The 24,821-nt window shown below is 41.1% G+C and carries 24 protein-coding genes; 14 read left to right on the forward strand and 10 right to left on the reverse strand.

Annotated elements, in window-relative coordinates; translation table 11 throughout:
• Positions 1–27: 27 nt before the first annotated feature.
• The 8 genes from P8629_RS02270 (at position 28) to argJ (ending at position 10,313) form a co-directional block, all read left to right on the forward strand.
• Complete coding sequence (locus P8629_RS02270; protein ID WP_278164070.1) at positions 28–363, forward strand: hypothetical protein; 336 nt, start codon at positions 28–30, stop codon at positions 361–363.
• A 192-nt stretch (positions 364–555) separates the two neighbouring features.
• The gene (gene murC / locus P8629_RS02275) at positions 556–1,941 is read left to right on the forward strand and encodes a UDP-N-acetylmuramate--L-alanine ligase (RefSeq protein WP_278164071.1); all 1,386 of its coding nucleotides are present in this window, start codon (positions 556–558) and stop codon (positions 1,939–1,941) included.
• Positions 1,942–1,970: 29 nt separating this feature from the next.
• On the forward strand, positions 1,971–2,912 hold the full coding sequence (locus tag P8629_RS02280; protein ID WP_278164072.1) for a D-alanine--D-alanine ligase: 942 nt from the start codon (positions 1,971–1,973) through the stop codon (positions 2,910–2,912).
• A gap of 21 nt (positions 2,913–2,933) precedes the next feature.
• Positions 2,934–3,620 carry a cell division protein FtsQ/DivIB gene (locus P8629_RS02285; RefSeq protein WP_278164073.1) on the forward strand — a complete coding sequence of 229 codons (687 nt, stop codon included), beginning with the start codon at positions 2,934–2,936 and terminating at the stop codon, positions 3,618–3,620.
• A gap of 75 nt (positions 3,621–3,695) precedes the next feature.
• A complete protein-coding gene (gene ftsA / locus P8629_RS02290) occupies positions 3,696–4,949 on the forward strand; it encodes a cell division protein FtsA (RefSeq protein WP_278164074.1) in 1,254 nt (417 codons plus the stop codon).
• 71 nt (positions 4,950–5,020) lie between these two features.
• Complete coding sequence (gene lpxC, locus P8629_RS02295; protein ID WP_278164076.1) at positions 5,021–5,941, forward strand: UDP-3-O-acyl-N-acetylglucosamine deacetylase; 921 nt, start codon at positions 5,021–5,023, stop codon at positions 5,939–5,941.
• A 330-nt stretch (positions 5,942–6,271) separates the two neighbouring features.
• Positions 6,272–8,995 (forward strand): preprotein translocase subunit SecA, encoded by a 2,724-nt coding sequence (gene secA / locus P8629_RS02300; protein WP_278164077.1) that lies wholly within the window; start codon positions 6,272–6,274, stop codon positions 8,993–8,995.
• 109 nt (positions 8,996–9,104) lie between these two features.
• Entirely contained in the window at positions 9,105–10,313 is a 1,209-nt protein-coding gene (argJ, locus tag P8629_RS02305) for a bifunctional glutamate N-acetyltransferase/amino-acid acetyltransferase ArgJ (RefSeq protein WP_278164080.1), read from the forward strand.
• 76 nt (positions 10,314–10,389) lie between these two features.
• Here the strand turns inward: argJ and hisC are convergent, their stop codons facing one another.
• Positions 10,390–11,460, reverse strand: a complete 1,071-nt coding sequence (hisC, locus tag P8629_RS02310) for a histidinol-phosphate transaminase (RefSeq protein ID WP_278164082.1) — start codon at positions 11,458–11,460, stop codon at positions 10,390–10,392.
• A gap of 138 nt (positions 11,461–11,598) precedes the next feature.
• Here hisC and P8629_RS02315 point away from each other — a divergent pair, with 138 nt between their 5' ends.
• A complete protein-coding gene (locus P8629_RS02315) occupies positions 11,599–12,549 on the forward strand; it encodes a Nudix family hydrolase (protein ID WP_278164083.1) in 951 nt (316 codons plus the stop codon).
• Here the strand turns inward: P8629_RS02315 and P8629_RS02320 are convergent.
• Together P8629_RS02320 and coaE are read right to left on the reverse strand one after the other, a co-directional pair.
• Entirely contained in the window at positions 12,542–12,949 is a 408-nt protein-coding gene (locus P8629_RS02320; protein ID WP_278164085.1) for a hypothetical protein, read from the reverse strand. The two genes, P8629_RS02315 and P8629_RS02320, sit on opposite strands and share 8 nt — an antisense overlap.
• 98 nt (positions 12,950–13,047) lie before the next feature.
• The gene (coaE, locus tag P8629_RS02325) at positions 13,048–13,629 is read right to left on the reverse strand and encodes a dephospho-CoA kinase (protein WP_278164086.1); all 582 of its coding nucleotides are present in this window, start codon (positions 13,627–13,629) and stop codon (positions 13,048–13,050) included.
• 145 nt (positions 13,630–13,774) lie between these two features.
• On the opposite strand from coaE, the gene P8629_RS02330 reads away from it, so the two are divergent.
• Positions 13,775–15,583, forward strand: a complete 1,809-nt coding sequence (locus tag P8629_RS02330) for an N-acetylglutaminylglutamine amidotransferase (RefSeq protein ID WP_278164088.1) — start codon at positions 13,775–13,777, stop codon at positions 15,581–15,583.
• Between the two features lie 126 nt (positions 15,584–15,709).
• Positions 15,710–16,057 (forward strand): Grx4 family monothiol glutaredoxin, encoded by a 348-nt coding sequence (grxD, locus tag P8629_RS02335; protein ID WP_278164090.1) that lies wholly within the window; start codon positions 15,710–15,712, stop codon positions 16,055–16,057.
• A 41-nt stretch (positions 16,058–16,098) separates the two neighbouring features.
• On the opposite strand, the gene rnt is transcribed toward grxD, so the two are convergent.
• Positions 16,099–16,722: a ribonuclease T gene (gene rnt / locus P8629_RS02340; RefSeq protein WP_278164092.1), complete on the reverse strand. Its 624-nt coding sequence runs from the start codon at positions 16,720–16,722 to the stop codon at positions 16,099–16,101.
• The gene (gene argA / locus P8629_RS02345) at positions 16,723–18,009 is read right to left on the reverse strand and encodes an amino-acid N-acetyltransferase (RefSeq protein ID WP_278164093.1); all 1,287 of its coding nucleotides are present in this window, start codon (positions 18,007–18,009) and stop codon (positions 16,723–16,725) included.
• A gap of 101 nt (positions 18,010–18,110) precedes the next feature.
• On the opposite strand from argA, the gene ilvD reads away from it, so the two are divergent.
• Positions 18,111–19,964, forward strand: coding sequence for a dihydroxy-acid dehydratase (gene ilvD / locus P8629_RS02350; protein WP_278164095.1), 1,854 nt, complete (start codon positions 18,111–18,113; stop codon positions 19,962–19,964).
• A 26-nt stretch (positions 19,965–19,990) separates the two neighbouring features.
• Positions 19,991–20,389, forward strand: coding sequence for a TerB family tellurite resistance protein (locus P8629_RS02355; protein ID WP_278164097.1), 399 nt, complete (start codon positions 19,991–19,993; stop codon positions 20,387–20,389).
• A gap of 235 nt (positions 20,390–20,624) precedes the next feature.
• On the opposite strand, the gene soxA is transcribed toward P8629_RS02355, so the two are convergent.
• The 5 genes from soxA to P8629_RS02380 all read right to left on the reverse strand — a co-directional run bounded on the left by soxA (position 20,625) and on the right by P8629_RS02380 (position 24,378).
• A complete protein-coding gene (soxA, locus tag P8629_RS02360; protein ID WP_278164098.1) occupies positions 20,625–21,455 on the reverse strand; it encodes a sulfur oxidation c-type cytochrome SoxA in 831 nt (276 codons plus the stop codon).
• Positions 21,456–21,561: 106 nt separating this feature from the next.
• Positions 21,562–21,873, reverse strand: coding sequence for a thiosulfate oxidation carrier complex protein SoxZ (gene soxZ / locus P8629_RS02365; protein WP_278164099.1), 312 nt, complete (start codon positions 21,871–21,873; stop codon positions 21,562–21,564).
• Positions 21,874–21,933: 60 nt separating this feature from the next.
• Positions 21,934–22,401 (reverse strand): thiosulfate oxidation carrier protein SoxY, encoded by a 468-nt coding sequence (gene soxY / locus P8629_RS02370; RefSeq protein WP_278164100.1) that lies wholly within the window; start codon positions 22,399–22,401, stop codon positions 21,934–21,936.
• A gap of 45 nt (positions 22,402–22,446) precedes the next feature.
• Complete coding sequence (gene soxX, locus P8629_RS02375) at positions 22,447–22,821, reverse strand: sulfur oxidation c-type cytochrome SoxX (protein WP_278164102.1); 375 nt, start codon at positions 22,819–22,821, stop codon at positions 22,447–22,449.
• A gap of 180 nt (positions 22,822–23,001) precedes the next feature.
• A complete protein-coding gene (locus P8629_RS02380) occupies positions 23,002–24,378 on the reverse strand; it encodes a M48 family metalloprotease (RefSeq protein WP_278164104.1) in 1,377 nt (458 codons plus the stop codon).
• Between the two features lie 125 nt (positions 24,379–24,503).
• On the opposite strand from P8629_RS02380, the gene P8629_RS02385 reads away from it, so the two are divergent.
• Positions 24,504–24,737: a sulfurtransferase TusA family protein gene (locus P8629_RS02385; RefSeq protein ID WP_278164106.1), complete on the forward strand. Its 234-nt coding sequence runs from the start codon at positions 24,504–24,506 to the stop codon at positions 24,735–24,737.
• Positions 24,738–24,821: the final 84 nt, after the last annotated feature.

Genomic DNA, 24,821 nt, shown 5'->3' on the forward strand with positions numbered 1-24,821 from the left:
TACGTAGTAAATGGCGGGAGTTGAGACGTGCAATCAGAACCCTATCACTGGATACGATTAGAACTTGTACCTCTACCAGGTTTGGACGATCAAACTATAAAAGTAGTCTACTGGAATCCGGATGCAGCTGAGCTGGTTGGTGAAGGTTCTGAAGAAGTTATTGGTATGGTGCAAGCTGCTCAAGAAACAGGGTTTGTTAATGGTTCATCTCTCTCTCACTTTGAAATTACCGCCCCTTTGAACAAGCCTTCTGAATTAGCTGCAATTTTAGCGCAATCTTATTGGGTTGTTCCTGAGCCTGTCATTGAACCTGTTGTTGAGTCTAATCTTCAACCAGGCCTGGCTAAAATATCCCTTCATTGATGCAAATTCATCCTATCTCTAGAAACTCAAAATAGTATTTTAACGGCTAGAAAATGAAACTAGATGAAGTTTGTTTTTATTTTGTCACACGCCTTGTTAAGTACAATAGGGGGTAAAAAATATACGTATTTTTTAACCTGAAATCTTATAAATCGGTATGATATGACTTATTAGAAAGGTGTCCTTTATAGAATGAAAGATCAAGTTAAACAAATTCATTTCGTCGGAATTGGTGGCGTGGGTATGGCAGGTATTGCTGAAGTCTGCCTGAGTTTAGGCTTTACTGTTTCCGGTTCTGATTTAAAAGAAAACCCGACCATTCGTCATTTAATCTCTTTAGGCGCGCTGATTCAGTTCAATCATGATGCTTTGCATGTCAAAAACAGCGATGTTGTTGTCGTTTCAACCGCGATAGCCAAAGATAACCCAGAGGTCTGTTTTGCCAAAGAAAGTCGAATCCCTGTTATTCCAAGAGCAGCGATGTTGGCTGAACTCATGCGGATGCGATTTGGAATAGCCATCGCTGGAACACATGGTAAAACCACCACGACGTCTTTGGCGTCCGCTATTTTGACAGAAGGAGGGTTAGATCCCACTTTTGTGATTGGTGGTAAGTTAAATCAATTTGATTCAAATGCACGCTTAGGCAGTAGTCAATACTTGGTTGCGGAAGCGGATGAATCTGATGCTTCTTTTTTACATTTATCTCCTATGATGTCCGTGATCACTAATATTGATGAAGATCACATGGAAACGTATCAGGGCGATTATCTTAATCTCGAACAAACGTTTATTGAATTTATTCATCGCCTCCCTTTTTATGGCGTTGCGATTGTCTGTATTGATGATCAAAATATTCAGAATATGTTGCCTAAATTGTCTCGTAAAATTCGAACTTATGGGTTTTCGGAGTCCGCAGATATTCAAGCGGTCGAGGTTACTCATCAGGGCCTCAGTATGCACTTCAAGGTTAAAGTTAAAGACCTTCCTGAGTTTGATGTGGTGTTGAACCAGCCTGGAAAACATAATGTTTTAAATGCTCTTGCCGCTATTACGGTAGCGTTGGAATTGGATGTTACTGTTGAGTCGATTCAAAAAGCCTTGGCTAGTTTCGGAGGTGTTGGGCGTCGCTTTGAAGTATATCCGAATCGTATTATAGGTCATAAAAATGTCACGTTGGTTGATGATTATGGTCATCATCCAACTGAGCTGGAAGCGACCTTGTCGACTGCTCGGATGGCTTTTCCCGAAAAAAGATTGGTGTTGGTTTTTCAACCACATCGTTATAGTCGCACGCGCGATTTATTTGATGAGTTTGTTCAAGCATTACAACATGCCGATTTATTAGTGTTGTTGGATGTTTACCCTGCTGGAGAAACGCCGATTGCAGCCTTTGACTCTAAAGCGTTGCTGCAGGCGATGCGTTTGCGTGGACATAAAGAAAACCTTCATGTAGAAGGGCAACAGCAATTGAATGAGTTAATGGAAACCCTCTTGTTAGAAGAGGATGTTGTTCTGGTCATGGGGGCCGGAGATGTTGGTCAGCTTGCACGTGATTGGAAGCAAGAAGCCCATTGATATAGTATTTTGGACGTTAAAGTGAATTTATGAAGCAATCAAGCGATCAAGAAAAAGATCTTATAAAGCGCCTAGGAAAAGTTGCGGTTTTAATGGGGGGCGTTGCCGCAGAAAGAGAGGTTTCTCTTCGAAGCGGGGCCGAGGTCGTCAGAGCATTGAAAGATGAAGGTGTGGACGCGACTGGCTGTGATGTGACCTCTGTGGCGCAGCTAATTGAGATTGCGCAACAATATGACCGAGCTTTTATCGCTTTGCACGGACGCTGGGGAGAAGATGGTGGCGTTCAAGCTGTGTTAGATGCATTGAAATTACCTTACACCGGAAGTGGTATGACAGCTTCTGCGCTTGCCATGGACAAACTTAGGACTAAGTGGCTGTGGAAAGGTGTTGGATTGCCTACGCCAGCCTTTAAGGTCGTCTCTCCCTCGCAGCCTTTGGAGATTGAAGGGTTTGATTTAACTTTTCCGGTCATTGTTAAACCAAGTCATGAGGGGTCAAGTATTGGAATGCGCAAGGTGGATACGCTTGATGCTTTACAAGAAGCGGTCGATTTTGCGCAGCAATATGATTCAGAAATTTTAATTGAGCAATGGGTTACTGGCAGAGAATTTACTTGTGCGGTGCTGGATGGGGAGGCTCTGCCGATGATCCAATTAAAAACCGACCATGATTTCTATGATTTTGATGCGAAATATCAATCGACCAGTACGGAATACTTATGTCCTTGTGGCCTTGATACTAACCAAGAAATAGCGATTCAAAAGCAAGTATTACAGGCCTTTGATGCGACTGGTGCGCGTCATTGGGGTCGAGTAGATTTAATGTTAGACAATCAAGATCAACCTTGGTTGATTGAAATTAATACTGTTCCTGGTATGACTGATCACAGTTTGGTGCCAATGGCGGCGAAGGCAGTTGATTTAAGTTTTTCAAAACTGGTGTTAAAGTTGATTTCGTTAACACTGCCTTAAACGAACGAGGCTTATTTTACGGTGAAAAAGAAAATATCTTTAGCGTTGATTTTAAGTTTATTTATCTTGGTTGCGGTTTGGATTTTCTTTTCACCTGCACGAGTGTTGACTGAAGCACAATTGAATGGTGAGTTAGAAAGAGTTTCCCCTGAAACCGTACAGGCGATTGTTCAGCCTTATATTGGAGAATCGTTTTGGCGTGTTGATTTAGAAAAGCTACATGCTGATTTACTACATTTAGAATGGGTTTATAAGGCGACAGTGAAACGACGCTGGCCGAATAAAGTTATTATTACGTTAGAAGAGCAAAAGCCCGTTGCCCGTTGGAGCGAGGATGGTTTATTAAACCAATCCGGTGACATCTTTTATCCGCATGACATTGCACCATTCAAGGATTGGGTTGCATTAGAGGGGAACCCTTTGCAATCTAGACAGATATTGCACGATTTGGTAACGTTTCAAGATGCGTTTAAACCGCTTGATTGGACGATTGATGCGTTAAAGCAACAACCTGATGGGAGTTGGAATATCCATTTTATATCAGGGGTAACGGTGTTGTTAGACAACGAAGATTGGCAAGCCAAGTTAAGTCGGTTTACGCGGGCACTTCCAAAGACCAAGCAAGCATTAAGAAAATTCGCACAAGTATTTGATTTACGATATAGTAATGGCTTTGTTATCAAGCAGAAAACAAGGCCAGAAGAGTAGACTAGAGGATACTCAGAAGTAAGAAAATGGTAAATCGCTTGTATTAGCATTATCCAATTTAAAGGTGAAAAACGAATGGCAAGAAAGCAACAAAACCCCAGCGCCAATGTTGTGATCGGTTTAGATATTGGTACTTCAAAAATTGCGGCAATCATCGGCAAAGTGAAAGAAGATGGTGGTATTGAAGTGGTTGGCATGGGAACTCATCCATCCAAAGGGTTAAAAAAGGGAGTTGTTGTTAATATTGACTCAACCGTCGAATCGATTCAGCGAGCGATCGATGAAGCGGAAAGAATGTCTGGCATAAAAGCAGAATCGGTTTCAGTCGGTATTGCGGGAAGTCATATCGGTAGTTTTAACTCAAACGGAATGGTTGCAATCAGTAATCAAGAAGTTCAAGAGGAAGATGTTCAACGAGTCATTGATGCGGCGCAAACCATTGCGATCCCAGGTGACCAAGAAGTTCTTCATATTCTGCCACAGGAGTTTATGATTGATAACCAAGGCGGCATTCGTGAACCTATTGGGATGTCTGGAGTTCGTCTAGAAGCAAAAGTCCATATGGTGACGGAGTCGGTGAGTGCTGCACAGAATATTACCAAATGTGTTGAGCGGTGTTCTCTGAAGGTAGATAACCTGATTTTAGAACAATTGGCTTCATCAGAAGCGGTGTTGTCTGAAGACGAAAAAGAATTGGGTGTTTGTCTTGTCGACATTGGCGGGGGAACCACGGATATCGCGATTTTTCAAAATGGTGCGATTCGACATTCAGCAGTTATTCCGGTTGCTGGAGACCAAGTCACGAATGATATCGCAATGGCGCTGAGAACCCCAAAGCAGGCTGCAGAAGACATCAAGAAAAAATATGCTTGTGCTTTACCGCAACTGATTTCCCAAGATGAAGAAATTGAAGTGCCTAGTGTAGGAGATCGTCCAGCGAGATGCTTGTCGCGCCACACCTTGGTGGAAGTGATAGAGCCGCGCTATGAAGAGCTTTTTCAGTTAATTCAAGCAGAACTGCGTCGTACAGACTTTGAAAATAAAATTGCTGCCGGTATCGTGTTGACAGGGGGGAGTTCTTTGGTGGAAGGTGCTGTAGAACTTGCTGAAGAGGTGTTTCATATGCCTGTTCGTTTGGGCATGCCTCATGATGTCTCAGGGCTTAAAGAAGAGGTGTGTAATCCTTCCTTTGCGACGACGGTCGGTTTGTTAATGTATGCAAAAGAACATCAGGGAACGCGTTTTTCCATAGAAAAATCAAGTGAATTATCCTTAGATAAAGAATCTATTCTTGAAAAAATGAAAAGCTGGTTTAGTAAGAATTTTTAGAATGAGCAGTTTGTTATCTGTGTTAAAATTCACCGATTATAGTTTGCTTAAATAAAGTAGAAGACAATCGCGTGAAACAAAGAACTCTTGCCAATCCGATCAAAGCTAAAGGTGTTGGGCTTCATACCGGTCATAAATCAATTATGACGTTGAGTCCAGCTCCGGTGAATACGGGAATCGTGTTCCGTCGAATTGATCATACCCCTATTATTGAATTTCCAGTCTCCCCTGAGTTGGTCAAAGAAACGACTCTTTGTACAACAATTGTGCAAATGCATGATGGGCAAAAAGTCAAAATCGCCACCATTGAGCATCTGATGTCAGCATTGGCTGGCGTCGGCATTGATAATTTGTATATTGATATTACGGCTGATGAAGTTCCGATTATGGATGGAAGTGCTTCGCATTTTATCTTTTTACTGCAATCGGCTGGTATTCAATTACAAGAAGCGCCGAAAAAATTTATACGCATCAAAAAACAAGTCAAGGTTCAGAACGATAAAGGTGGTGTGGCAGAGTTTAATCCCTATGAAGGCTTTCGGCTGAATTTTTCAATCGAGTTTGATCATCCTGCTTTTGATCAAACCGCTGAAAAAATGACGCTTAGCTTTTCTTCAACGTCTTACTTTAAGGAAGTGAGTCGTGCCCGAACGTTTGGTTTTATGAAAGACATGGAAAAGCTTAGAGCTCAAAACCTTGGTTTGGGGGCCGGATTACATAACGCGATTGGGTTGGATGAGAATGGGGTTGTGAATCAGGAAGGCCTGAGAGATAAAGATGAGTTTGTGCGTCATAAGATTCTGGATGCCGTAGGAGATTTATATATGGCGGGTCATCCTATTATCGGTGAATTCACAGCGCATAAGTCTGGTCATGCTTTAAATAACCAACTATTGAGAGCTTTAATTGCAGATCCAGCTGCGTATGAATTGGTTACTTATGATGATGAAGAGCCACCTGTTCAGTATGGAAGCAGTAAAATTCTTGTCTAACACGCACTTTAGAGGGTGCGTTTTATAAAGCCTAAAGAGTCATCATTCTTTTTTAAAGGAGTGATCCGTTCGTTGTCTATTTATTGAACCTTCTATATTACATCGCTGATTCAAATTCTCCGTGATTCTCCTTACTTTTTCATCCTCTTAAATGTGTTAGAATAATCAGCATTTACTAAAATAGCAGTAGTGCTTTACAAGTGATCGATAACTCGTAAAATGATGTTTTATTATATCGGTTCGGCATTGTTCAGCCTTTTCTATCAATCCCTGTGTAACCCTGTGAAATAAGGTTTATGCAACTAAACTCTTTATTGGATTCAAGCGCTAATGGCACTTAATATTTTCAAAAAATTATTTGGTAGTCGTAATGAACGACTGCTTAAACAATACCGCAAAAAAGTTCAACAGATTAATGATTTTGAAGAAGCTTTTTCTAAGCTCTCAGATGATGAACTTAAAGCGAAGACCGATTATTTTAAAAGCCAGCTTGCCGAAGGCATGTCGTTAGATCAGATTCTACCTGAAGCATTTGCCGTTGTGAGAGAGGCTGGTAAAAGAGTCATGGGAATGCGCCATTATGACACTCAGTTAATTGGGGGAATGGTTCTGCATGATGGTAATATTTCTGAAATGCGTACAGGGGAAGGGAAAACACTTGTTGCTACCCTTGCTGCTTATTTAAATGCTTTATCTGGTGACGGCGTTCACGTCATTACCGTTAATGATTATTTAGCCTCTCGTGATGCTGACTGGATGGGGCAAATATATGGTTTTCTTGGACTCACAACAGGGGTTGTTTTGTCAGGCCAAACCAGTGCAGAAAAGCAAGAAGCCTATAATGCAGATATTACCTACGGAACCAATAATGAATTTGGGTTTGACTACTTGCGTGACAACATGGCAATCTTCGCGGAAGAGCGTGTTATGCGTGGGCAAAACTTCGCAATTGTCGATGAAGTCGATTCCATTTTAATCGATGAGGCGAGAACACCTCTTATAATTTCTGGGCCAGCTGAAGATAAGTCGGATTTGTATCAAAAAATGAATCCTTTAGTCACTGGATTGGAAAGAGGGGAAGAAGACCTTGAAACTAAAACATCAAGCGGTGACTACACCATTGATGAAAAGTCGAAACAAATTCACTTAACCGATGAAGGTCACTCAAAAGTTGAAGCAATGTTGGTAGAAGTGGGGTTACTCGAGGAAGGTGATTCTCTCTATGATGCCGAGCATATCAGTTTAATGAAATATGTGAATGCCTCTTTAAGAGCGCATTTGCTGTTTGAAAAGAATACAGATTACATCGTTCAAGATAACGAAGTGGTTATCATCGATGAATTTACAGGGCGTAAAATGTCTGGCCGCCGTTGGGGCGATGGATTACATCAAGCGGTTGAAGCAAAAGAAGGTGTCCCAATTCAGGCTGAAAGCCAAACCTATGCTTCGATTACATTCCAGAATTACTTTAGACAATACGCTAAATTGTCAGGGATGACGGGGACTGCAGATACGGAAGCGGGTGAGTTCCTTTCAACCTATCAGTTGGAAGTCGTCGTGGTTCCGACTAATAAAGAGCCCCAGAGAAAAGACTTGCCAGACTTAGTGTTTTTAGATATCGAAGGCAAATTGGCAGCTATTGTTCGAGAAGTGAAAGAGGTGGTCAAGACAGGGCAGCCAATTCTAGTGGGGACGGCTTCCATTGAAATGTCTGAAGTATTGGCTTCTTTATTTGAAAAAGAAAAGATTCCGCATAGTGTCTTGAATGCGAAGCAACATGAAAAAGAAGCTACCATTATTGCACAAGCAGGTCGTCCAGGAGCGGTGACGATTGCAACGAACATGGCGGGGCGAGGAACCGATATCGTGTTAGGGGGTAACCTAGACATGGAAATCGAGTCTTTGGATAATCCAACGCAAGAGCAAATCGCAGAAGTTAAGGCGGCATGGCAAGTTAGACATGACGAAGTGCTGAAAAATGGTGGCTTGATGGTGATCGGTTCTGAAAGGCACGAATCACGTCGCATTGATAACCAATTACGTGGTCGTTCTGGGCGTCAAGGTGATCCAGGGGTAACGCGCTTTTATCTGTCTTTAGATGATGAATTGATGCGTCGATTCGCTTCTGAAAAAGTGAAGGGTATGATGCGTCGCCTAGGGATGAAATCAGACGAAGCCATTGAGCACAATATGGTAACGAAATCGATTGAGCGCGCACAGAAACAAGTCGAAAGAATGCATCAGGATGAGCGTGCTAACTTATTGAAATTTGACAATATTTCAAATGAACAGCGTAAGGTGGTTTATGCTCAACGTAATGAGCTGATGGAAGAAGAAAATGTGTCTGACATTATTGATTCTTTACGTGAAAACGTCATTGAAACGCTGATGGCAAGCTTTATTCAGCCAGGCAGTATTGAAGAACAATGGGATATCCCTGGACTGGAAAAACAACTGCAAGAAGACTTAGGGTTAACTTTTCCAATTTCTGATTGGTTGAAAGAAGATAAAGGATTATTCGAAGAAAAATTGCGTGAAAAAATCATTGCGGAAGCCAAAGCTCTTTACCAAAGTAAAATGGCCGTGATTGATGAAAAAACACGCCATCATTTTGAAAAAGAAGTCTTATTGAGAACGATAGATAAACAATGGCGTGAACATTTAAATGAAATGGATTATTTACGTCGCTGGATTCATTTGAAAGGCTTTGCCCAAAAAGATCCTTTCCAAGAATACCGTGCATCGTCAGCCGAAATGTTTGAAGCCTTTTTGGATGAGGTTATGTTTGAAACCGTTCAAACACTTTCAATGGTTCAAATTCAAGGCTCAGATGATGTAGATGCTTATGAACAACAGCAAATTGACGAGCGTCCTCAAGAGTTGGAAGCTAATCATCCTGAAGCACAAGGTATTGCAAGTACGATGACAGATGTTTCAGAAGAAGATCAGTCCGATTCAACTTATCGTCGTGAAGCACCGAAAGTAGGACGAAATGATCCTTGCCCTTGTGGTTCAGGTAAAAAATATAAACAATGTTGTGGTAAATTAAATTAAAATTTAAACAAGCGTTATCGAAGTCCACCCTGGTGCATATGAAGTGAATCATATGCAAATGAGTTTTTAATTCATGACCAGTGTGGACTTTTTTATTTTGGAGAATTGTATGGCGCAAGTATCGAGTATTCATCCTGTTTCTGGCGTTTATTTAGGAACGACACAAGCGAAAATCAAAAAATCAGGTCTGGAAGACTTCCTTGTTATGTCTTTTGTAGAAGGTAGTCGTACAGCTGCAACATTTACCACCAACGCATTTTGTGCCGCGCCGGTTACTTTGGCAAAACAGAATTTAAAAGCTATACCGACTCGTGCTTTGGTGATTAATAGTGGCAATGCCAATGCAGGAACTGGGCAACAAGGCATGTTGGATGCACAACAAACTTGTCGTTGGGTTGCACAAGAACTCGGTATTTCTGAGCAAGCTGTTTTACCGTTTTCCACTGGGGTGATTGGGCAGAACTTACCGATGCCAAAAATTGAATCCGCTGTGCCTGCAGCGATTGCAAATCAATCTATTGATGGCTGGGAAATGGCCGCCAAAAGTATTATGACGACGGACACACATGAAAAAATAGTCAGTCGTCAATTTGATATTGATGGACATACGATTACCTTGACGGGCTTTTCTAAAGGCTCCGGTATGATTCACCCAAATATGGCGACCATGCTTGGGTTTGCGGCAACAGATGCCAAAATCTCCCAGGCCTGCCTGGATAAAGCCTTGCGTGACTCGGTTTCAGTCTCTTTTAACCGCATCACGGTTGATGGCGATACCTCAACGAATGACGCTTGCACCTTGACGGCTACTCAGCAGGCTGATATGCCTGAAATCACGGAGCCTGATTCATCTACTTATAAGGCATTTGTAAGCGTTTTGAATGAAGTCATGACTGAGCTGGCTCAAATGATTATTAGAGATGGTGAGGGTGCCACCAAGTTTGTAACGGTTAAAGTGGAAGCGGGAAATTCTATTGAGGAGTGTTTGAAAGTTGCTCATGCCGTCGCACTCTCACCATTGGTTAAAACCGCTTTATTTGCATCTGATCCTAACTGGGGTAGAATTCTGGCCGCGGTCGGGCGCGCCGGCTTGGTAGATTTGGATATTAATGCGTTGCAGATTTATCTGGGCGATGTTTTGTTGGTAGAAAACGGCGGACGTGCAGATTCTTATACCGAAGAAGCGGGTCAAGCAGTTATGAACGAAACGGATATTGAAATTCGAATTATATTGAATCGTGGAAGCGTTTCAGAAACGGTCTGGACGACAGATTTTTCATACGATTATGTCAAAATCAATGCAGAATATCGCACTTAGTCGATAGCCTGTTCACAGGTTGATTTAGTCAGACATAAAAAACGCCACAGAGTTGGCGTTTTTTTATGGAATTTATTTATGAATGGTTGGTTTTCAGGATGTCCGACAACGCCTGGCAGAGTTGAGTATTTTCTGCCTCTGTGCCAATCGTAATGCGTAAAAATTGATCAATGCGAGGTTTGTTAAAATAGCGCACAATTATCGCCTGCTCTCTCAGTTGCTGAGCAATGTCTTCTGCATGCATTTGTGTATGCCGAGCAAACACGAAGTTTGCGGCTGAAGGAATGACTTCAAAGTTATTCTCTTTTAAAAACCGTGTCAGCTTATCTCGAGTTGACATGATCTTTTCACAACTCTGCTGAAAGTAAGCTTCATCCTCAATCGCTGCAATTGCACCAACGGTGGCCAAACGATCAAGAGGATAAGAGTTAAAACTATTTTTAACACGTTCCAACCCTTCAATAAGCGCCGGATTTCCCAAAGCAAACCCGACTCTTAACCCTGCCAAAGCGCGAGATTTTGAAAATGTTTGAACAACCAATAGGTTTGGATAGCGGTGAACCAGTTTAGCGGCCGATTCGCCACCAAAATCAATATAAGCTTCATCCACAACGACGACCGAAGTGGTGTTGTGCTGTAAGATTTGTTCTATGGCTTGAAGTGGCAACAATCTGCCTGTCGGGGCATTCGGATTGGGAAAAATGATACCACCATTTTCAACTTGATAATCTGACTGATCGATTTCGAAATCGTCCGTTAGGGGAATGGTTTGGTGTTCAATGTCGTATAAGCCACAATAAACAGGATAAAAACTGTAACTGATATCTGGAAACAGAATAGGTTTATCTTGTTTTAGCAGCGCCATAAAGGTATGGGCTAAAACTTCATCCGACCCATTTCCCACAAAAACTTGGTTAGTTTTCACGCCATAATAAGTCGCTAAGCTTTGTTTCAGCTCTTCAGAGCTTGGGTCTGGATAGAGTCTCAATTTATCATTTAACTGGGTTGATAACGCTTTTAATACCAATGGTGAAGGAGGGTAAGGGCTTTCATTGGTATTTAGTTTAATCAAGTTGTCGACTTTAGGTTGTTCACCCGGAACATAAGGGGTAAGGTTGTGAACAAGTTGACTCCAGAACTGACTCATAATTTTTTCCAAATTCGGTTTACAATGCGCTTATTTTAACGTTAAACGAAAAAAATTGGCTTAATTTAAACTGAAAAACTGCCAGGCCTGGTGATTTTTTTGACAAAATATCTTTAAGAAGGTTAAAAGAGAAATTAAATGAGTCAAAGAATTGATATTGCAGTCGGTGTTTTAAGACAAGGTGATCGTATTTTGCTGGCACAAAGACAGGCGAAACAGAGCCATGCACTCAAGTGGGAGTTCCCTGGTGGTAAAGTGGAAGCAGTAGAGTCTATTGAAGCGGCCTTGGTACGAGAGTTTCAAGAGGAGGTTGGTGTTGAAACATCCGATTGGAAACCCTTGATTCAAATCCCTTGGGATTACGATACGGTTTCGGTTCATTTGCATGTGTATGAATCGGACCAGTTTCAAGGAGCGCCTCATGGAAAAGAGGGCCAGCCTGTTCAATGGACAGTGATTTCCGAACTGCATAATTATGAGTTTCCAGAAGCCAATAGAGGCATTCTTAGCGCATTGAAGCTGCCTGATGTGTTTATGATATCAGGAAATTTTCATGATGAATATGATGCATTGGGTCGATTAGAAGCCGCTTTGGATGAAGGCGTTCGCTTGGTGCAGTTACGTGCCAAGCAAATGGAGGAAACCGACTTTATAGCCTTGGCTAAAAAAGCCATTGCGCTGACACATCGCTATAATGAGGCTAAGATTTTAATTAATGGCAAGCCTGATTGGTTGGATGTTTTGCCAGAAGCAGATGGTCTGCAGTTGGCGTCAACCGCAATTATGGACTTGACGGATAGACCTATTTCAAAAGATAAAATTTTAAGTATCTCGACGCATACTAAAACGGAAATTGCCAAAGCATTAGAGCTGAAGGCTGACCTGTTATTGTTATCGCCGGTGAAGAAAACCAGTTCTCACCCAGATATGGATGGAATGGGTTGGGAAACCTTTTCAGAGATGGTTGCTGATATTCCCATTCCGGTGTTTGCATTAGGTGGGATGAAGCAATCAGATGTCGAACAGGCTACAAGCCAGGGTGCTCAAGGAATTGCAGCGATTTCAGGGCTTTGGCCTGATCCTATTTAGTTTGCGCAGCCTTTTGTTGTGCTCGGATATAAGCCGGTAAATCTGGGGTCTTGAGTGTGGTGACTTCTAAATCGTACTTTTGCAGTTCTTGGTTTAAAAGCTGCCAGTTGGTATTGCCCACCGTCCAGTTAGTGTGAAAGTACATTCGTTGATTGTTTTTGAGCTGGATACCTTCATAGATTAAACTCATCTCAGGATGTTGGTCGGCTAACACTCTAAAATCTTCTTCACTCAAAATATGGGCTGAATTTAACCCACTGGTTTTTACCAATTCTTTGAAGCTATCTAAGGTCAGACCCAGCTTCACTAGGTATTTGATAATGGTATAAGCTAACTCTCCACGAGGCACTACCGAGGTATAAGTATAGTTGTTCTGAATAGACGTTACTTGGTAGGGCATTATGACACTCTCAGTAAAGGGTTATTGAGTAATTTTCATTATCAATGACAGCATAACATTTTTGATAAATAGATAAAATATTCCAGTTATGAGCTATTTTAGCTATTGATAAGAGAGTGTACCTTTTTACGTAACTCATCAAGTGGTTGTTCGGTGTTTAAAATAATGTCAGCAATGGCCAATCTCTCTGCTCTGGAAGCCTGTTGTTGAATGATTTTTTGGATATCTTTTTCTGGAAGTTGGTCTCTTATCATCGCTCTTTCAAGTTGGGTTTCAGGTGCAAGATCCAACACGATGACGTCATCAATATAGTCCGGTTTTCCTGTCTCGGTTAGCAGCGGAATCTCAATGACAATTGCTGGCGGGTGTTGCTTTTTCAGTTCCTGGATAAGTTCTGCAGTGCGTTGACGAATGAGTGGGTGAAGAATCGCTTCCAATCTTTGTTTTGATGAAGCATCATTGAAAATCAATTCACGTAATTTAGCGCGATTTAGTTCATCGTTTACTAAGTATTCGGAGCCAAATGCGCGTTCAATTTCAGCCAGGCCTGGCTGATTTTTGCCAACCACTTCCCGTGCAATTTTGTCGGCATCTAGTGTGGGCACGTCTTCTTCTTCGAATAGCTGGCGAACCGTTGTCTTGCCACTGCCTATCCCGCCTGTGAGTCCATAAACTTTCATGCCCGTCCCTTTTGATTGTTGAAACAGAGTTGTTGTGGGCTTTTGACTTTAATGACTCCCGTATAAAGAGTCAATAAATTTGCATAATATTCGTTAAAATAGGCGCTATTCATATAGCGACAGCTTGAACGAAAGGTATCAAACGATGTGTGGAATTTGCGGAGAAATTTATTGGGATGGTCAGATGGCCTCGGAAACCAAACTGGTTCCAATGTTGGCGGAACTGGAGAAAAGAGGTCCAGATGATGGTGGCACTTGGGTACAAAACCATGTGGGTTTAGGGCATCGTCGATTATCCATTATTGATTTATCTGAGGCGGGGCATCAGCCGATGTTGGATGATGAGATCAGCTTGGTGTTTAATGGGTGTATTTATAATTATGAAGCGCTCCGTGCCGAGTTAATTGAGTTGGGCCATGAATTTCGTTCGCACTCGGATACTGAGGTCATTATAAAAGCTTATCGCCAGTGGGGAATGGAGTGTGTCACTCGTTTCGAAGGGATGTTTGCTTTTGCTATCTGGGACGACCACCAGCATCAGTTGTTACTGGCGCGAGATCGTTTTGGGATTAAACCGCTTTATTATGCGCCAGTGGAAGGCGGAGTACGGTTTGCATCAAATACCCAAGCCTTATTGGCTTCGGGGGGCATTGATACCAATATTGATCCTGTTGGGTTGCATCACCAATTTACCTTACATGCCGTTGTCCCCGCGCCACATACGATTTTAAAAGGTATTCGCAAGCTAGAACCGGGGCACTGGATGATCGTGAATCCAGACGGACAAATGTATAAAAAAGCCTATTGGCATTTAGAGGCTAAGCGTCCGACGGCTGATGAGGCACCTCAGACAGAACAAGAATGGATTGATACGATTCACGAGTCTTTAAAACAATCTGTGCATAAGCGTTTGACGGCAGCAGATGTACCTGTTGGAGTGTTGTTGTCTGGCGGTTTAGATTCCAGTTTAATTGTTGCTTTATTGGCCGAAGCAGGTGTTAAGGATATTCGTACCTTTTCAATTGGCTTTGAAGATGTGCCGGAAGAAAAAGGCAGTGAATTTGAATATTCTGATTTAGTGGTTGAGCAATATCAGACAAACCATCAAAAGTATTTGATTCCCAATGAAACGGTCCTTCCACGATTAACCGAAGCGGTCGATGCGATGGCCGAACCGATGTTCGGGCAGGATGCGATTGCATTTTATTTGCTATCTGAAAAAGTGTCTGAAGACGTCAAGGTCGTGATGTCTGGGCAGGGAGCTGATGAAGTATTTGCAGGTTATTTCTGGTATCCAATGATGGCAAAAGCCGCGGCCTCTTTAAATGATACTTCTCGACCAGTGGACGCTTTTGCTCCCTATTACTTTGATCGTTCCCATGCGGAATGGTTGGAAATGATTGAGGACGATTATCATGTCTATGACGTGACCAGTGAGTTGATTAACGATCGTCTGTCGGACGAAGGCGCTGATAGTTACTTGGACCAGGTATTACGGCTAGATACAACCACATTGATTGTGGATGATCCGGTTAAGCGGGTTGATAACATGACCATGGCTTGGGGGCTGGAAGCCCGGGTACCGTTTTTAGATCATCATTTAGTGGAGCTGGCGATGTCAGCGCCAACCGATCTAAAATTGAAAGATTTTAAATATATTCTGAAAAAGATTGCCCGAGGTATTGTGCCGGATGAGGTGATTGATCGTCCTAAGGGGTATTTCCCTATGCCGGCCTTAAAGTATGTCCGAGGCCCTTTTTACGAAATGATGAAGTCGATTTTAACCAGTCCTCAAGCAAAAGCCAGAGGGCTTTTCAAGCCCGCGTATATTCAAAAGCTGTTAGATCACCCAGAAGCGGATGAAAGCTTTACCGCTATCAAAGGCAGTAAACTGTGGCATGCGGCGTTATTAGAGCTCTGGTTGCAGCGTCATGTTGATCCATATGTTCAATAATTAAAGATTATCTTGAGCGTTACGTAAAAGTTCACCTAGGATTTTTGTTATGATTTGGTACAATAACCTTGTTTACAACTCAGGTATTTGAAAAAATGTGCCTTTACCTGATCATAGGAGAATAAAATGGATAATCAAGAAAAAGAAACTTTAGACAGAATTCATGAGCAGGTAACTAACAACCCGGTCGTGATTTATATGAAAGGAACGCCGCAAATGCCTTCTTGTGGGTTTTCAAGCCGCACAGCACAAGCAATGGTTGAAACCACTGAAAAGTTTGCGTTTGTGAATGTCTTAGCCGATCCTTTGATTTTTGAATATTTACCGAAGTATCAAGACTGGCCTACTTTTCCACAGGTCTATATTGGTGGAGAGTTGCAAGGTGGTTGTGACATCACGTTGGAATTAGCCGAATCAGGTGAGCTGAAAACCTTGATGGCAAAAGCAAATGAAGCTGTTTCTGAAGATGCTTAAAATTGGTTAAAAACCACCAGGCCTGGTGGTTTTTAATTTTATTAAAGCATTGTTTGTGCTTTTTCGAGCGGCCATTGGTTGACGATTTTACAGAATAAATCTGCCGTTTTAATGGTGTCGTACTCAGCCGAGTGTGCTTTGCTATTGTCCCATTCAATTTCAGCTAATTGAACTGCTTTGGCTAAGACAGTTTGACCATAGGCCAAGCCAGCAAGAGAGACAGTATCAAACGTACTGAACTCATGAAAAGGCGATTTGACTTTACACCGGTCTGCAGCGGCTTTTACAAAGCTTAAATCAAAAAATGCATTATGACCGACTAGGATGGCTCGACTACAGTCAGTCTCCTTGAGAAGTTGTCTAATTGGTGTGAAGCATTTTTCTAATGCTTCTTTTTCAGAAACCGCCATTCTAAAAGGGTGAGTAGGATCTTCTACGCCAATAAATTTTAATGCGCTCTTATCCAGTTGTGAGCCTTTAAAAGGTAGGACGTTGGCTTGAACGGTTTGATCTCGTTCTACGCTACCGTCGGCATTCATTTTTAACGTTACGATGGCAATTTCGATTAATGCATTGGTTTGAGGGTCAAATCCTGCTGTCTCGACATCGACAACAACAGGTAGAAAACCGCGGAATCTTTCTTTGATATGGGTGATTTTATTCATTTATAGCTTTTTAAGTAACACTTTTGATTGTCTTTGATTGTTGTAGAATGATTGTCTGCTTTCAGGTAATTGAGTAGGAGATGATTCAATAAAACCATGCTCGATAAACCAGTGATGAGTGTGAGTCGTCAGTAAGTAGAGGGTCGAAATATTTTGGTTTTGTGCTTTTTTCTGGATTTCACAGAGCAACTCTTCACCCAATGCCTGTCCTTGATATGTTTTATCAACAGCAAGACAAGCCAATTCAGCATTTTTGTTGTCGATCGGGTAGAGCGCAGCACAACCAATGATTTTTTGATCAATTTCGATGACCAAGAAATTATGAACTTCCAGCTCTAGGGTTTCTCTGGAACGCTTGGTTAAAATACCTTCTTGTTCCAAAGGCGTAATGAGGTTAATAATGCCAGCGACATCATCGCTTTGTGCTGGTCGCAGTTCATGGTAACGGTCATTATAGATTAAGGTGCCATGGCCATCGCGACTGAAGAGCTCCAGCAACATAGCGCTCGGGTTTTCTTGCGGCATTAAGTGAATTCGACGAATATGCTCGTTTGCTTCGGTCGCCAGTTTGAGTAATCTTTTTTGGCTATCGTTTTGAGTGGACTCCAGATGATTTTTGACATCTTTACGAGACAAGGCTTGAGGCAGTTCTTTTAAGGTTGTTTGATCTGTAAAAACCAATAGCTTATCGGCATCCAGATTTGTTGCAATCGCAAAAGCCTGGTCTAGGGTGTTTAAGTTAAATACTTCACCCGTTAGAGAATAGGCTAATGGTGTTAATAAAGCGACTTGCCCGACGTTAAGGGTACTTTCAATTGCTTGGTTATTAATTTTTCTTAATACGCCAGTGTGTTGAAAATCGATACCGTTGATAATGCCTTTGGGTTGTGCGATGACCCAGTTACCTGACACAATGGTCAAGTGCACATTTTGTTCAGCGGATGCTTTACTAAAGGCCGCTTCAACTTGTGCTCGAACGATGCCGATGGTTTTTTGGAAAACTTCTAAATGCTCTAAGGTCGTAATACGAGTGTCATTTTGGGTTTGCCAGGTCATGCCTAAGGCATCAAAAGCTTGGTTTATTTGCAGGGATGCACCTAGTGTCAAAACGACTTTTAAACCAAGATTATTGAGTAAAACAATATCTTTTGCCAGTTGTTGCAGCGCATCTGAATTAAAAATAAGGTCACCCGGCAAGTAGATCACAATCGTTTTATTGCGATGTTTTGCGATGTAAGGAGACGCTTGCCTTAAGTTATTCGTAAAATCTAATTCAGATTGATGCATAGATATGAGAAAATGTTTATAAATATAATTATATAAGTATAACAGGCTAGCGACAAAAACAAAAAAAAGCGACATGCCAAGGCTGTTTAAGGAGAAAGAATATGCCAGATTATCGTTCAAAAACCAGTACCCATGGAAGAAATATGGCCGGTGCACGTGCTCTATGGCGTGCGACAGGCATGAAAACGGAAGACTTTGGTAAGCCGATTATTGCGGTGGCGAACTCTTTCACTCAGTTTGTGCCCGGTCATGTTCATTTGAAAGATATGGGGCAGCTTGTTGCAGGCGTGATTGAAGAGGCAGGTGGGATTGCCAAAGAATTTAACACCATTGCAGTTGATGATGGGATTGCAATGGGGCATGACGGAATGCTGTATTCTCTGCCTTCACGTGATTTGATTGCTGATTCAGTGGAGTATATGTGTAATGCTCATTGCGCGGATGCCTTAGTCTGTATCTCCAATTGTGACAAAATCACACCGGGTATGATGATGGCCGCAATGCGCCTGAATATCCCAACGATTTTTGTGACCGGCGGGCCAATGGAATCGGGTAAAACGGTTTTAGGCGGTATGGAAATCAAACTAGATTTGGTTGATGCCATGGTAAAGGCTGCAGATGACCATTGTTCAGATTCTGATGTTAATGATATTGAAGTCTCTGCTTGTCCGACATGCGGGTCATGCTCTGGTATGTTTACAGCGAACTCAATGAATTGCTTAGCAGAAGCATTAGGGATTGCTTTACCTGGAAATGGAACAACACTGGCAACTCATGCTGATAGAAAGCACCTGTTTGAAGAAGCGGGGCGTCGTATTGTTGAGCTGGCTAAGCTTTATTATGAAAAAGATGATGACAGCGTGCTGCCACGATCGATTGCGACGACTGAGGCATTTGAAAATGCGATGGTATTGGATGTTGCGATGGGAGGATCGACCAATACGGTTTTACATTTGTTGGCGATTGCACATGAAGCCAAAGTCAATTTCACGATGTCGGATATGGATCATATTTCACGAAAGGTTCCTTGTTTAGTCAAGGTTGCACCAAACTCAAAAGATTATTATATGGAAGATGTTCACCGCGCAGGGGGGATTATGAGAATCCTCGGTGAACTGGATCGAGGTGGTCTGATTAATAGAGATGTTAAGACGGTTCATGCTTCTACCATGGCAGCGGCCATTGATTTATGGGATATTTCACGCACTGATGATGAAGCGGTTAAAACGTTTTATAGAGCCGCGCCTGGAAATGTCAGAACGACAGAAGCATTTAGTCAGAACAAACGTTGGAAGACACTGGATGATGACGATGAAAATGGTTGTATTAGAAGTGTAGAGCACGCCTACACGAAAGAAGGTGGTCTTGCGGTCTTGTACGGTAATATCGCGCTGGATGGTTGTATCGTAAAGACAGCTGGTGTGGATGAAGAAATCTTTAAATTTTCAGGGCCTGCCAGAATTTACGAAAGCCAAGATGCAGCGGTTGCAGCAATTTTAGATGATGACGTAAAATCCGGTGATGTGGTTTTAATTCGTTACGAAGGTCCAAAAGGTGGTCCTGGAATGCAAGAGATGCTTTATCCAACGAGTTATCTTAAATCAAAAGGACTGGGGAAAGAATGTGCCTTGCTAACAGACGGACGTTTCTCTGGTGGGACATCAGGCCTTTCTATTGGCCATTGCTCGCCTGAAGCTGCTGAAGGCGGTAATATTGGATTGGTCGAAGAGGGGGATATTATTAATATTGATATTCCGAACAGAACTATCAGTGTTAGCTTAACAGATGAAGAACTAGCAGAAAGAAGACAGACGATGGTTGCTAAGGGCAAAGCTGCTTGGAAGCCTGTATCGCCTAGAAAAAGAAAAATTAGTGTTGCATTAAGAGCTTATGCGGCTATGACAACGAGTGCTGCATTTGGGGCTGTCCGAAATGTAGAACAGATTGAGCATTAAATAAAATATATGAAAGGATAAAACACATGTTTGCAGACCGATTAACTTCTGAACAGCGTCAAGCCGTATTTGATTTGGCTGTATTGTTAGCGCATGCTGACCATGATGTGTCTGAAGAAGAGCAGCAGTATTTGAAGAACTTTAGTGACGCATTTGGTATTGATTATGATTTGGATAAATCTGAAATTAATATTGATGATGCGTTGACAGTGTTTCGTTCGAAGCAATCAAAAATGATTCTGTTACAGGAGCTCGTTAAGTTGTCTTATAAAGATGGTCATTTTGGTCAGGAAGAGCAAGAAAATGTCTTTATGATTGCCCAGAAAGTTGGTTTAAATGATCCTGAATTATTAATTCGCGTTGAAAAATGGGTTCGTGAAGGTTTTAACTGGGTGTATGAAGGTGAGCAAATGCTTGAATTGTGAGATGTTTATCCGGTTTGAAGTCATAAAGTTTAATTAAAACCGCTGTAATTAGCGGTTTTTTTATGTCTGTAATTTAGTCGTGTTGATTGGGCAGTGTCTTTAGAAGAGATTTAATAAAGATATGTATGGGAGAATCAAAAAGGAAGGGTAGAAATATCTATCTTGATGTTATAAGTAGGTAATAAAAAACCCGCATAAAGCGGGTTTTTTAGGTCTTTAGAAAAGTTTTAAAAACTTACTCTCTATAACCAGGTCCATCAATTTCAATGCCATTTGACATATAAGCTTCGAAGAACTCTAGGTTACGATATTCTTCACTTTGAGCTTTAAATGGCTTAGCACGCATGTTTTTATTACAACCACCGAAACGACGGTGTAATGTACCTAGCTCTTGCCATTTAGCACGAAAAACCGGGAAGTGGCTTGTGTGCCCAAGGTTAGGAGATAATAAGTTTGCACGTGCTTTGCGACCATCGTTATATGTGTGGCATTTAGCACAAGATAGGTTTAATTGACCACGTGGTTTGATATAGAATTCTTGACCAGCAAAGAATGCTTTTTTAGCACCTTCAGATTCAATTTTCACATCGATTTTTTGTCCACGTGCATTGTAAGCAAAATATGCTGAAAGTTGAGCGATTGCGCCTTTCTTCCATTTAAATGTTTTTAAACCTGCATCTGTACGACATTTGTTGATTTGTTGTTCTAACGTTTCAACTTGTTGTGTATCTTCGTTAAAACGAGGATACATGACGCGTACTTTTGTGACATCTTTACCAAAGCATTTTTGATAGGTTGCTTTGTCTTTATTGTAAAGTGCTTCACCAGCATCGATTGCGTCTAAATATGGAGGAAATTCTTCAGCGGCTTCCCACTGAGCTTTTTTGTCCTCTGAGAAATTATAGGCACCGAGTCTATAATCTTCGAATTTGATATTTGGATGCTTAGCTTTAAAGTAGTCTACTAATTGTTGACGACTTTGTTCAGGATCCATATTCGCAGCCATTGTCATATTGGCCGTCGCTGTTGCACCTAATGTTAAGGCGACTAGCAGTGTTTTCTTCATCCTATTCCTCCGTCCGAGAACTCTTTATTTATAAAGTATTATTATATATAGAAAGGTTTGCTCTTCCCTTTATAAAAGGGAAGAGGCGAAGTCTGCAGCAATTAGCTTATCTTAGCTTAATTGTTTCAGTCCCTTTTTTACCAGTGTTATCAGCTAGAGAAAGAGTAACTTCGTCACCTTTATTAGCTTTAACTTTAACACCCACGTAAGGGTTAGCAGAAACAGCACCAGACCATTGAGCATCAACTGCTTTAGTTCCGTTTACAGTAACTTCAACCATGTTGATGAACTCAGCAGGATATGGCTTGCCTGTTTTTTTGTTCATACGAGCACCAGATTCCATTTTGTGCTTGATTAGTGCTTTTACTTCAGCAACGCCGCCTTTAGATTTTCCACGCATTCTGATTTTAATTGACATGTTATTTCCTTTCAATTTCTTACAGTTATAAAATTAAGTATCATTCAATGAAATGATGGATTAACCACCACAACCACCGATTGTTACTTTAACTTCTTGTTCTGCTTTGTATAATTTACCACCAGCTTTAACAACTGCCATTACATTTTGTGTTTCACCCATTTTGATACGTGTAGAAACATAACCAATTGCTGGGCCAGAGAAGCTGTATTCACAAACTAAAGGCATAGGGTTTTTGCTAGCTAGGATTGCGATAGACTCAACACCAGACATTTTAGATGCATCAATCTTAATTGGGGTTACAGCACCATTTTCAGCGATAGCTGGAGCACTAAGTTCGATATCACCTGATTTAGCAGCTGAAGCAGTTCCAAAAGCTGCATTTAACGCATCATCAGTTGTTTTTGATTCAAATGCTTTTTTGTTCCAAGCTGCTAATACAGTTGAAGGTGTTAGAAGACCAGCGTTAACTGCAATAGCAGCTGCACCAGTTGCAAGGGTACCTTTAAGGAAAGATCTACGTTTCATAAGGTTTAAAACTCCCGGTTAAGGTTTAAATAAAAAAAACTAAATTTATAGCGTATAGATGAAATCAACAATTTTTTGAATTTCATCGTCTGATAAGATTCCGTTTTGTCCGAACGGAGGCATCATGCTGTTTGGAACTAGTGTGTCTGGTTTACCCCAAACCTTGTCATATAATTTCTGTTTATCAGGATAGCGTAATTTCATTGCAATTAACGCTGGCCCAATATTACCAGGTAGGTTTCCACCAGGAACCATGTGACAAGCAAGACAGTTTCCTTTTGAGCGACTGAAAGCTAATTTTTTACCTGCTTCAATGTTATTGGCACCTTTATCGGCTGCTTGAGTCGCTAAAGGCGCTGAAACCATTGCTGTTGAGATGGCCAGAGCAGTTAGTAATTGCTTCATTTTCGTTTTCAACATTATTATCCTCCTAAAAAAAGCCTAATCGCTTTTCTAATATATTCTTCCCTTTTAATTTAAGGGTAGTTATTTTTGAGCACTTTGAGCTCTTAGAAGCATAGGTTACTCATATAAATAATATTCGCAAGTATTTTGTTGTTATTCGTTTATAGTAATATTTAATACTGTTTAAATATTTTTTTATGACGGTTGATTACGTTGTTCTTTTTGTGAGTTTTTTTCCAATTCAATTTTCAACTGGTTTATTTTTTGATAAAGCTTTGAGTTTTTGTTTTTCGTAATTTTTTGTGCTTGGTTCACTAAAAAAGTGCTTTTTGGCAAGTTACCAATATTATAGTTTGCTAATGCATCATAGTAATAGCTGTAGTTCTTTTGATTTTTTTCAGCATAAAGTTTCGATAATGCAGAATAAAGTAAATATTGATAATGAAATGTAGGGGTACTTTTTGTGAGTAGTTCTATTGCTTCTTGTTTATGATTAAGTTTGATGAGGCTTTGTGCATATAAATAAACAATACTGAAGTCTGTTGGGTAGAAAGAAGTTAGATATTCATAGTCTTTTAGCGCTGATCGGTCACCAGTTTCGGTTTTAATTTGAGCTAAAAGTAGCTTATAGAGCCTTTCTTTTGGCATCTTTTTTGACGCAGCCTCTAGGCATTTCATATCATATTGTGGGGTGCTTGATCCTTGGTCATGTAGCTGTTTGAGGTTTTTCAAATAACAGGATTCATGGGTGTTAAGTTTTTTGGTGTTGTATGTTTGGGTTTGCGTCTTAGTCGTAAAGTTTAACCGGAGTTGAATTAACGTTAAGGTGTCGCTCTTATAGGAAGAAGGTTCTTCTGTTTTTAATTGAGCTGCCCGGTCATTAGCTTTTGCAAGACGGTTTTCTGTTACAGGATGCGTTAATAATATTTCTGGAGGAGTACCTTCATAGATTTGCATTTCCTTTGACAGTCTTCCAAAAAACTCGCCCATCGCATACGGGCTATAGCCTGCTTGGTTAAGGTATTTGATGCCAAAGTAGTCGGCTTCCCCTTCATAGATTCGAGAATTCTTTAGTTGCTGTTGAATGTTAAGCCCCATGCCTCCCATGTAAGTTGCTATACCCGCGCTAGGGTCTTGTGTTCCTATGAGGATGGCAGCAATCAATGAAGCGATACTGGCGGCATTGACATTATCTTGATATTCGAATGTGCGAGACAGGTGTCTTTGAGTGACGTGCGCAACTTCATGGGCAATAACAGATGCCAATTCATCTTCGGATTGAGCGGATGCGATTAAGCCTGTATGAATGCCGATAACACCATTGGGGCCTGCAAAAGCGTTAATCTCGGGATTATCAATAATAAAGAAACTGAAGTTTCTGTTTTTGCCAGTCTCACTGGTTATTTTGTCGCCTATTCTTCGAATATAGCTGAGCATGACAGGGTCGTAAACTAGGTCGTAATGGGTGTGAAGTGCCGTAGAGAATGCTTGGCCGAGTTGCGTCTCTGTATGGCTGTCATAGTCTTTTAAGTCAGGCGCCCCCAAGTCAGGTAGATTGTTGGAGGCAAACACTATTGGCAAGCAAAAAAAATTTAAAAGCAAAAACCTTAAAAGCATTTTAATAGGCAACTCTTTTTAATAATAATCAAGCTATTGTAAGATAACTCTGTAGGTATTGCATTGAAGGAATGTGAATCGTGAAAGAACCTTTTATTTTAGATGTTAAAAATCTGCCTTGTCCGCTTCCTTTAGTTAAGCTTAAAAAAGCATTGGCTGAAGTGGATATTAATCAACAAAGTATTCAGCTAACGGTGACTGATCAGTCGGCCCTGAAAGATATTCCAGCTTTTTGTATGAATAAAGGGTTAATTTCTTTTTTGTCAGAACAGCGTGATGAAGAAATTGTGTTTTTAATTTCAGCCAAAGGGTGAATTTATTCTTTTTTTGGGTATTATTGTGTATAAGAGTCATTTTGGGTAAAGTCAAAGGCGACTTTAGGTTAGATAGAGAGCCAA

Source organism: Hydrogenovibrio sp. 3SP14C1, from assembly GCF_029625905.1.
In the GTDB taxonomy this organism is placed as follows: Bacteria; Pseudomonadota; Gammaproteobacteria; order Thiomicrospirales; family Thiomicrospiraceae; genus Hydrogenovibrio.

Excerpts from the sequence above, each read along its gene's own strand:
- P8629_RS02330 (WP_278164088.1), top strand. The coding sequence starts at position 13,775 with ATGTGTGGAATTTGCGGAGAAATTTATTGGGATGGTCAGATGGCCTCG.
- P8629_RS02315 (WP_278164083.1), top strand. The coding sequence starts at position 11,599 with ATGAGTCAAAGAATTGATATTGCAGTCGGTGTTTTAAGACAAGGTGAT.
- ftsA (WP_278164074.1), top strand. The coding sequence starts at position 3,696 with ATGGCAAGAAAGCAACAAAACCCCAGCGCCAATGTTGTGATCGGTTTA.
- P8629_RS02355 (WP_278164097.1), top strand. The coding sequence starts at position 19,991 with ATGTTTGCAGACCGATTAACTTCTGAACAGCGTCAAGCCGTATTTGAT.
- rnt (WP_278164092.1), bottom strand. The coding sequence starts at position 16,722 with ATGAATAAAATCACCCATATCAAAGAAAGATTCCGCGGTTTTCTACCT.
- ilvD (WP_278164095.1), top strand. The coding sequence starts at position 18,111 with ATGCCAGATTATCGTTCAAAAACCAGTACCCATGGAAGAAATATGGCC.
- hisC (WP_278164082.1), bottom strand. The coding sequence starts at position 11,460 with ATGAGTCAGTTCTGGAGTCAACTTGTTCACAACCTTACCCCTTATGTT.
- coaE (WP_278164086.1), bottom strand. The coding sequence starts at position 13,629 with ATGAAAGTTTATGGACTCACAGGCGGGATAGGCAGTGGCAAGACAACG.
- soxZ (WP_278164099.1), bottom strand. The coding sequence starts at position 21,873 with ATGTCAATTAAAATCAGAATGCGTGGAAAATCTAAAGGCGGCGTTGCT.
- P8629_RS02320 (WP_278164085.1), bottom strand. The coding sequence starts at position 12,949 with ATGCCCTACCAAGTAACGTCTATTCAGAACAACTATACTTATACCTCG.
- soxY (WP_278164100.1), bottom strand. The coding sequence starts at position 22,401 with ATGAAACGTAGATCTTTCCTTAAAGGTACCCTTGCAACTGGTGCAGCT.
- grxD (WP_278164090.1), top strand. The coding sequence starts at position 15,710 with ATGGATAATCAAGAAAAAGAAACTTTAGACAGAATTCATGAGCAGGTA.
- secA (WP_278164077.1), top strand. The coding sequence starts at position 6,272 with ATGGCACTTAATATTTTCAAAAAATTATTTGGTAGTCGTAATGAACGA.
- murC (WP_278164071.1), top strand. The coding sequence starts at position 556 with ATGAAAGATCAAGTTAAACAAATTCATTTCGTCGGAATTGGTGGCGTG.
- argA (WP_278164093.1), bottom strand. The coding sequence starts at position 18,009 with ATGCATCAATCTGAATTAGATTTTACGAATAACTTAAGGCAAGCGTCT.
- P8629_RS02280 (WP_278164072.1), top strand. The coding sequence starts at position 1,971 with ATGAAGCAATCAAGCGATCAAGAAAAAGATCTTATAAAGCGCCTAGGA.
- argJ (WP_278164080.1), top strand. The coding sequence starts at position 9,105 with ATGGCGCAAGTATCGAGTATTCATCCTGTTTCTGGCGTTTATTTAGGA.
- soxX (WP_278164102.1), bottom strand. The coding sequence starts at position 22,821 with ATGTTGAAAACGAAAATGAAGCAATTACTAACTGCTCTGGCCATCTCA.
- soxA (WP_278164098.1), bottom strand. The coding sequence starts at position 21,455 with ATGAAGAAAACACTGCTAGTCGCCTTAACATTAGGTGCAACAGCGACG.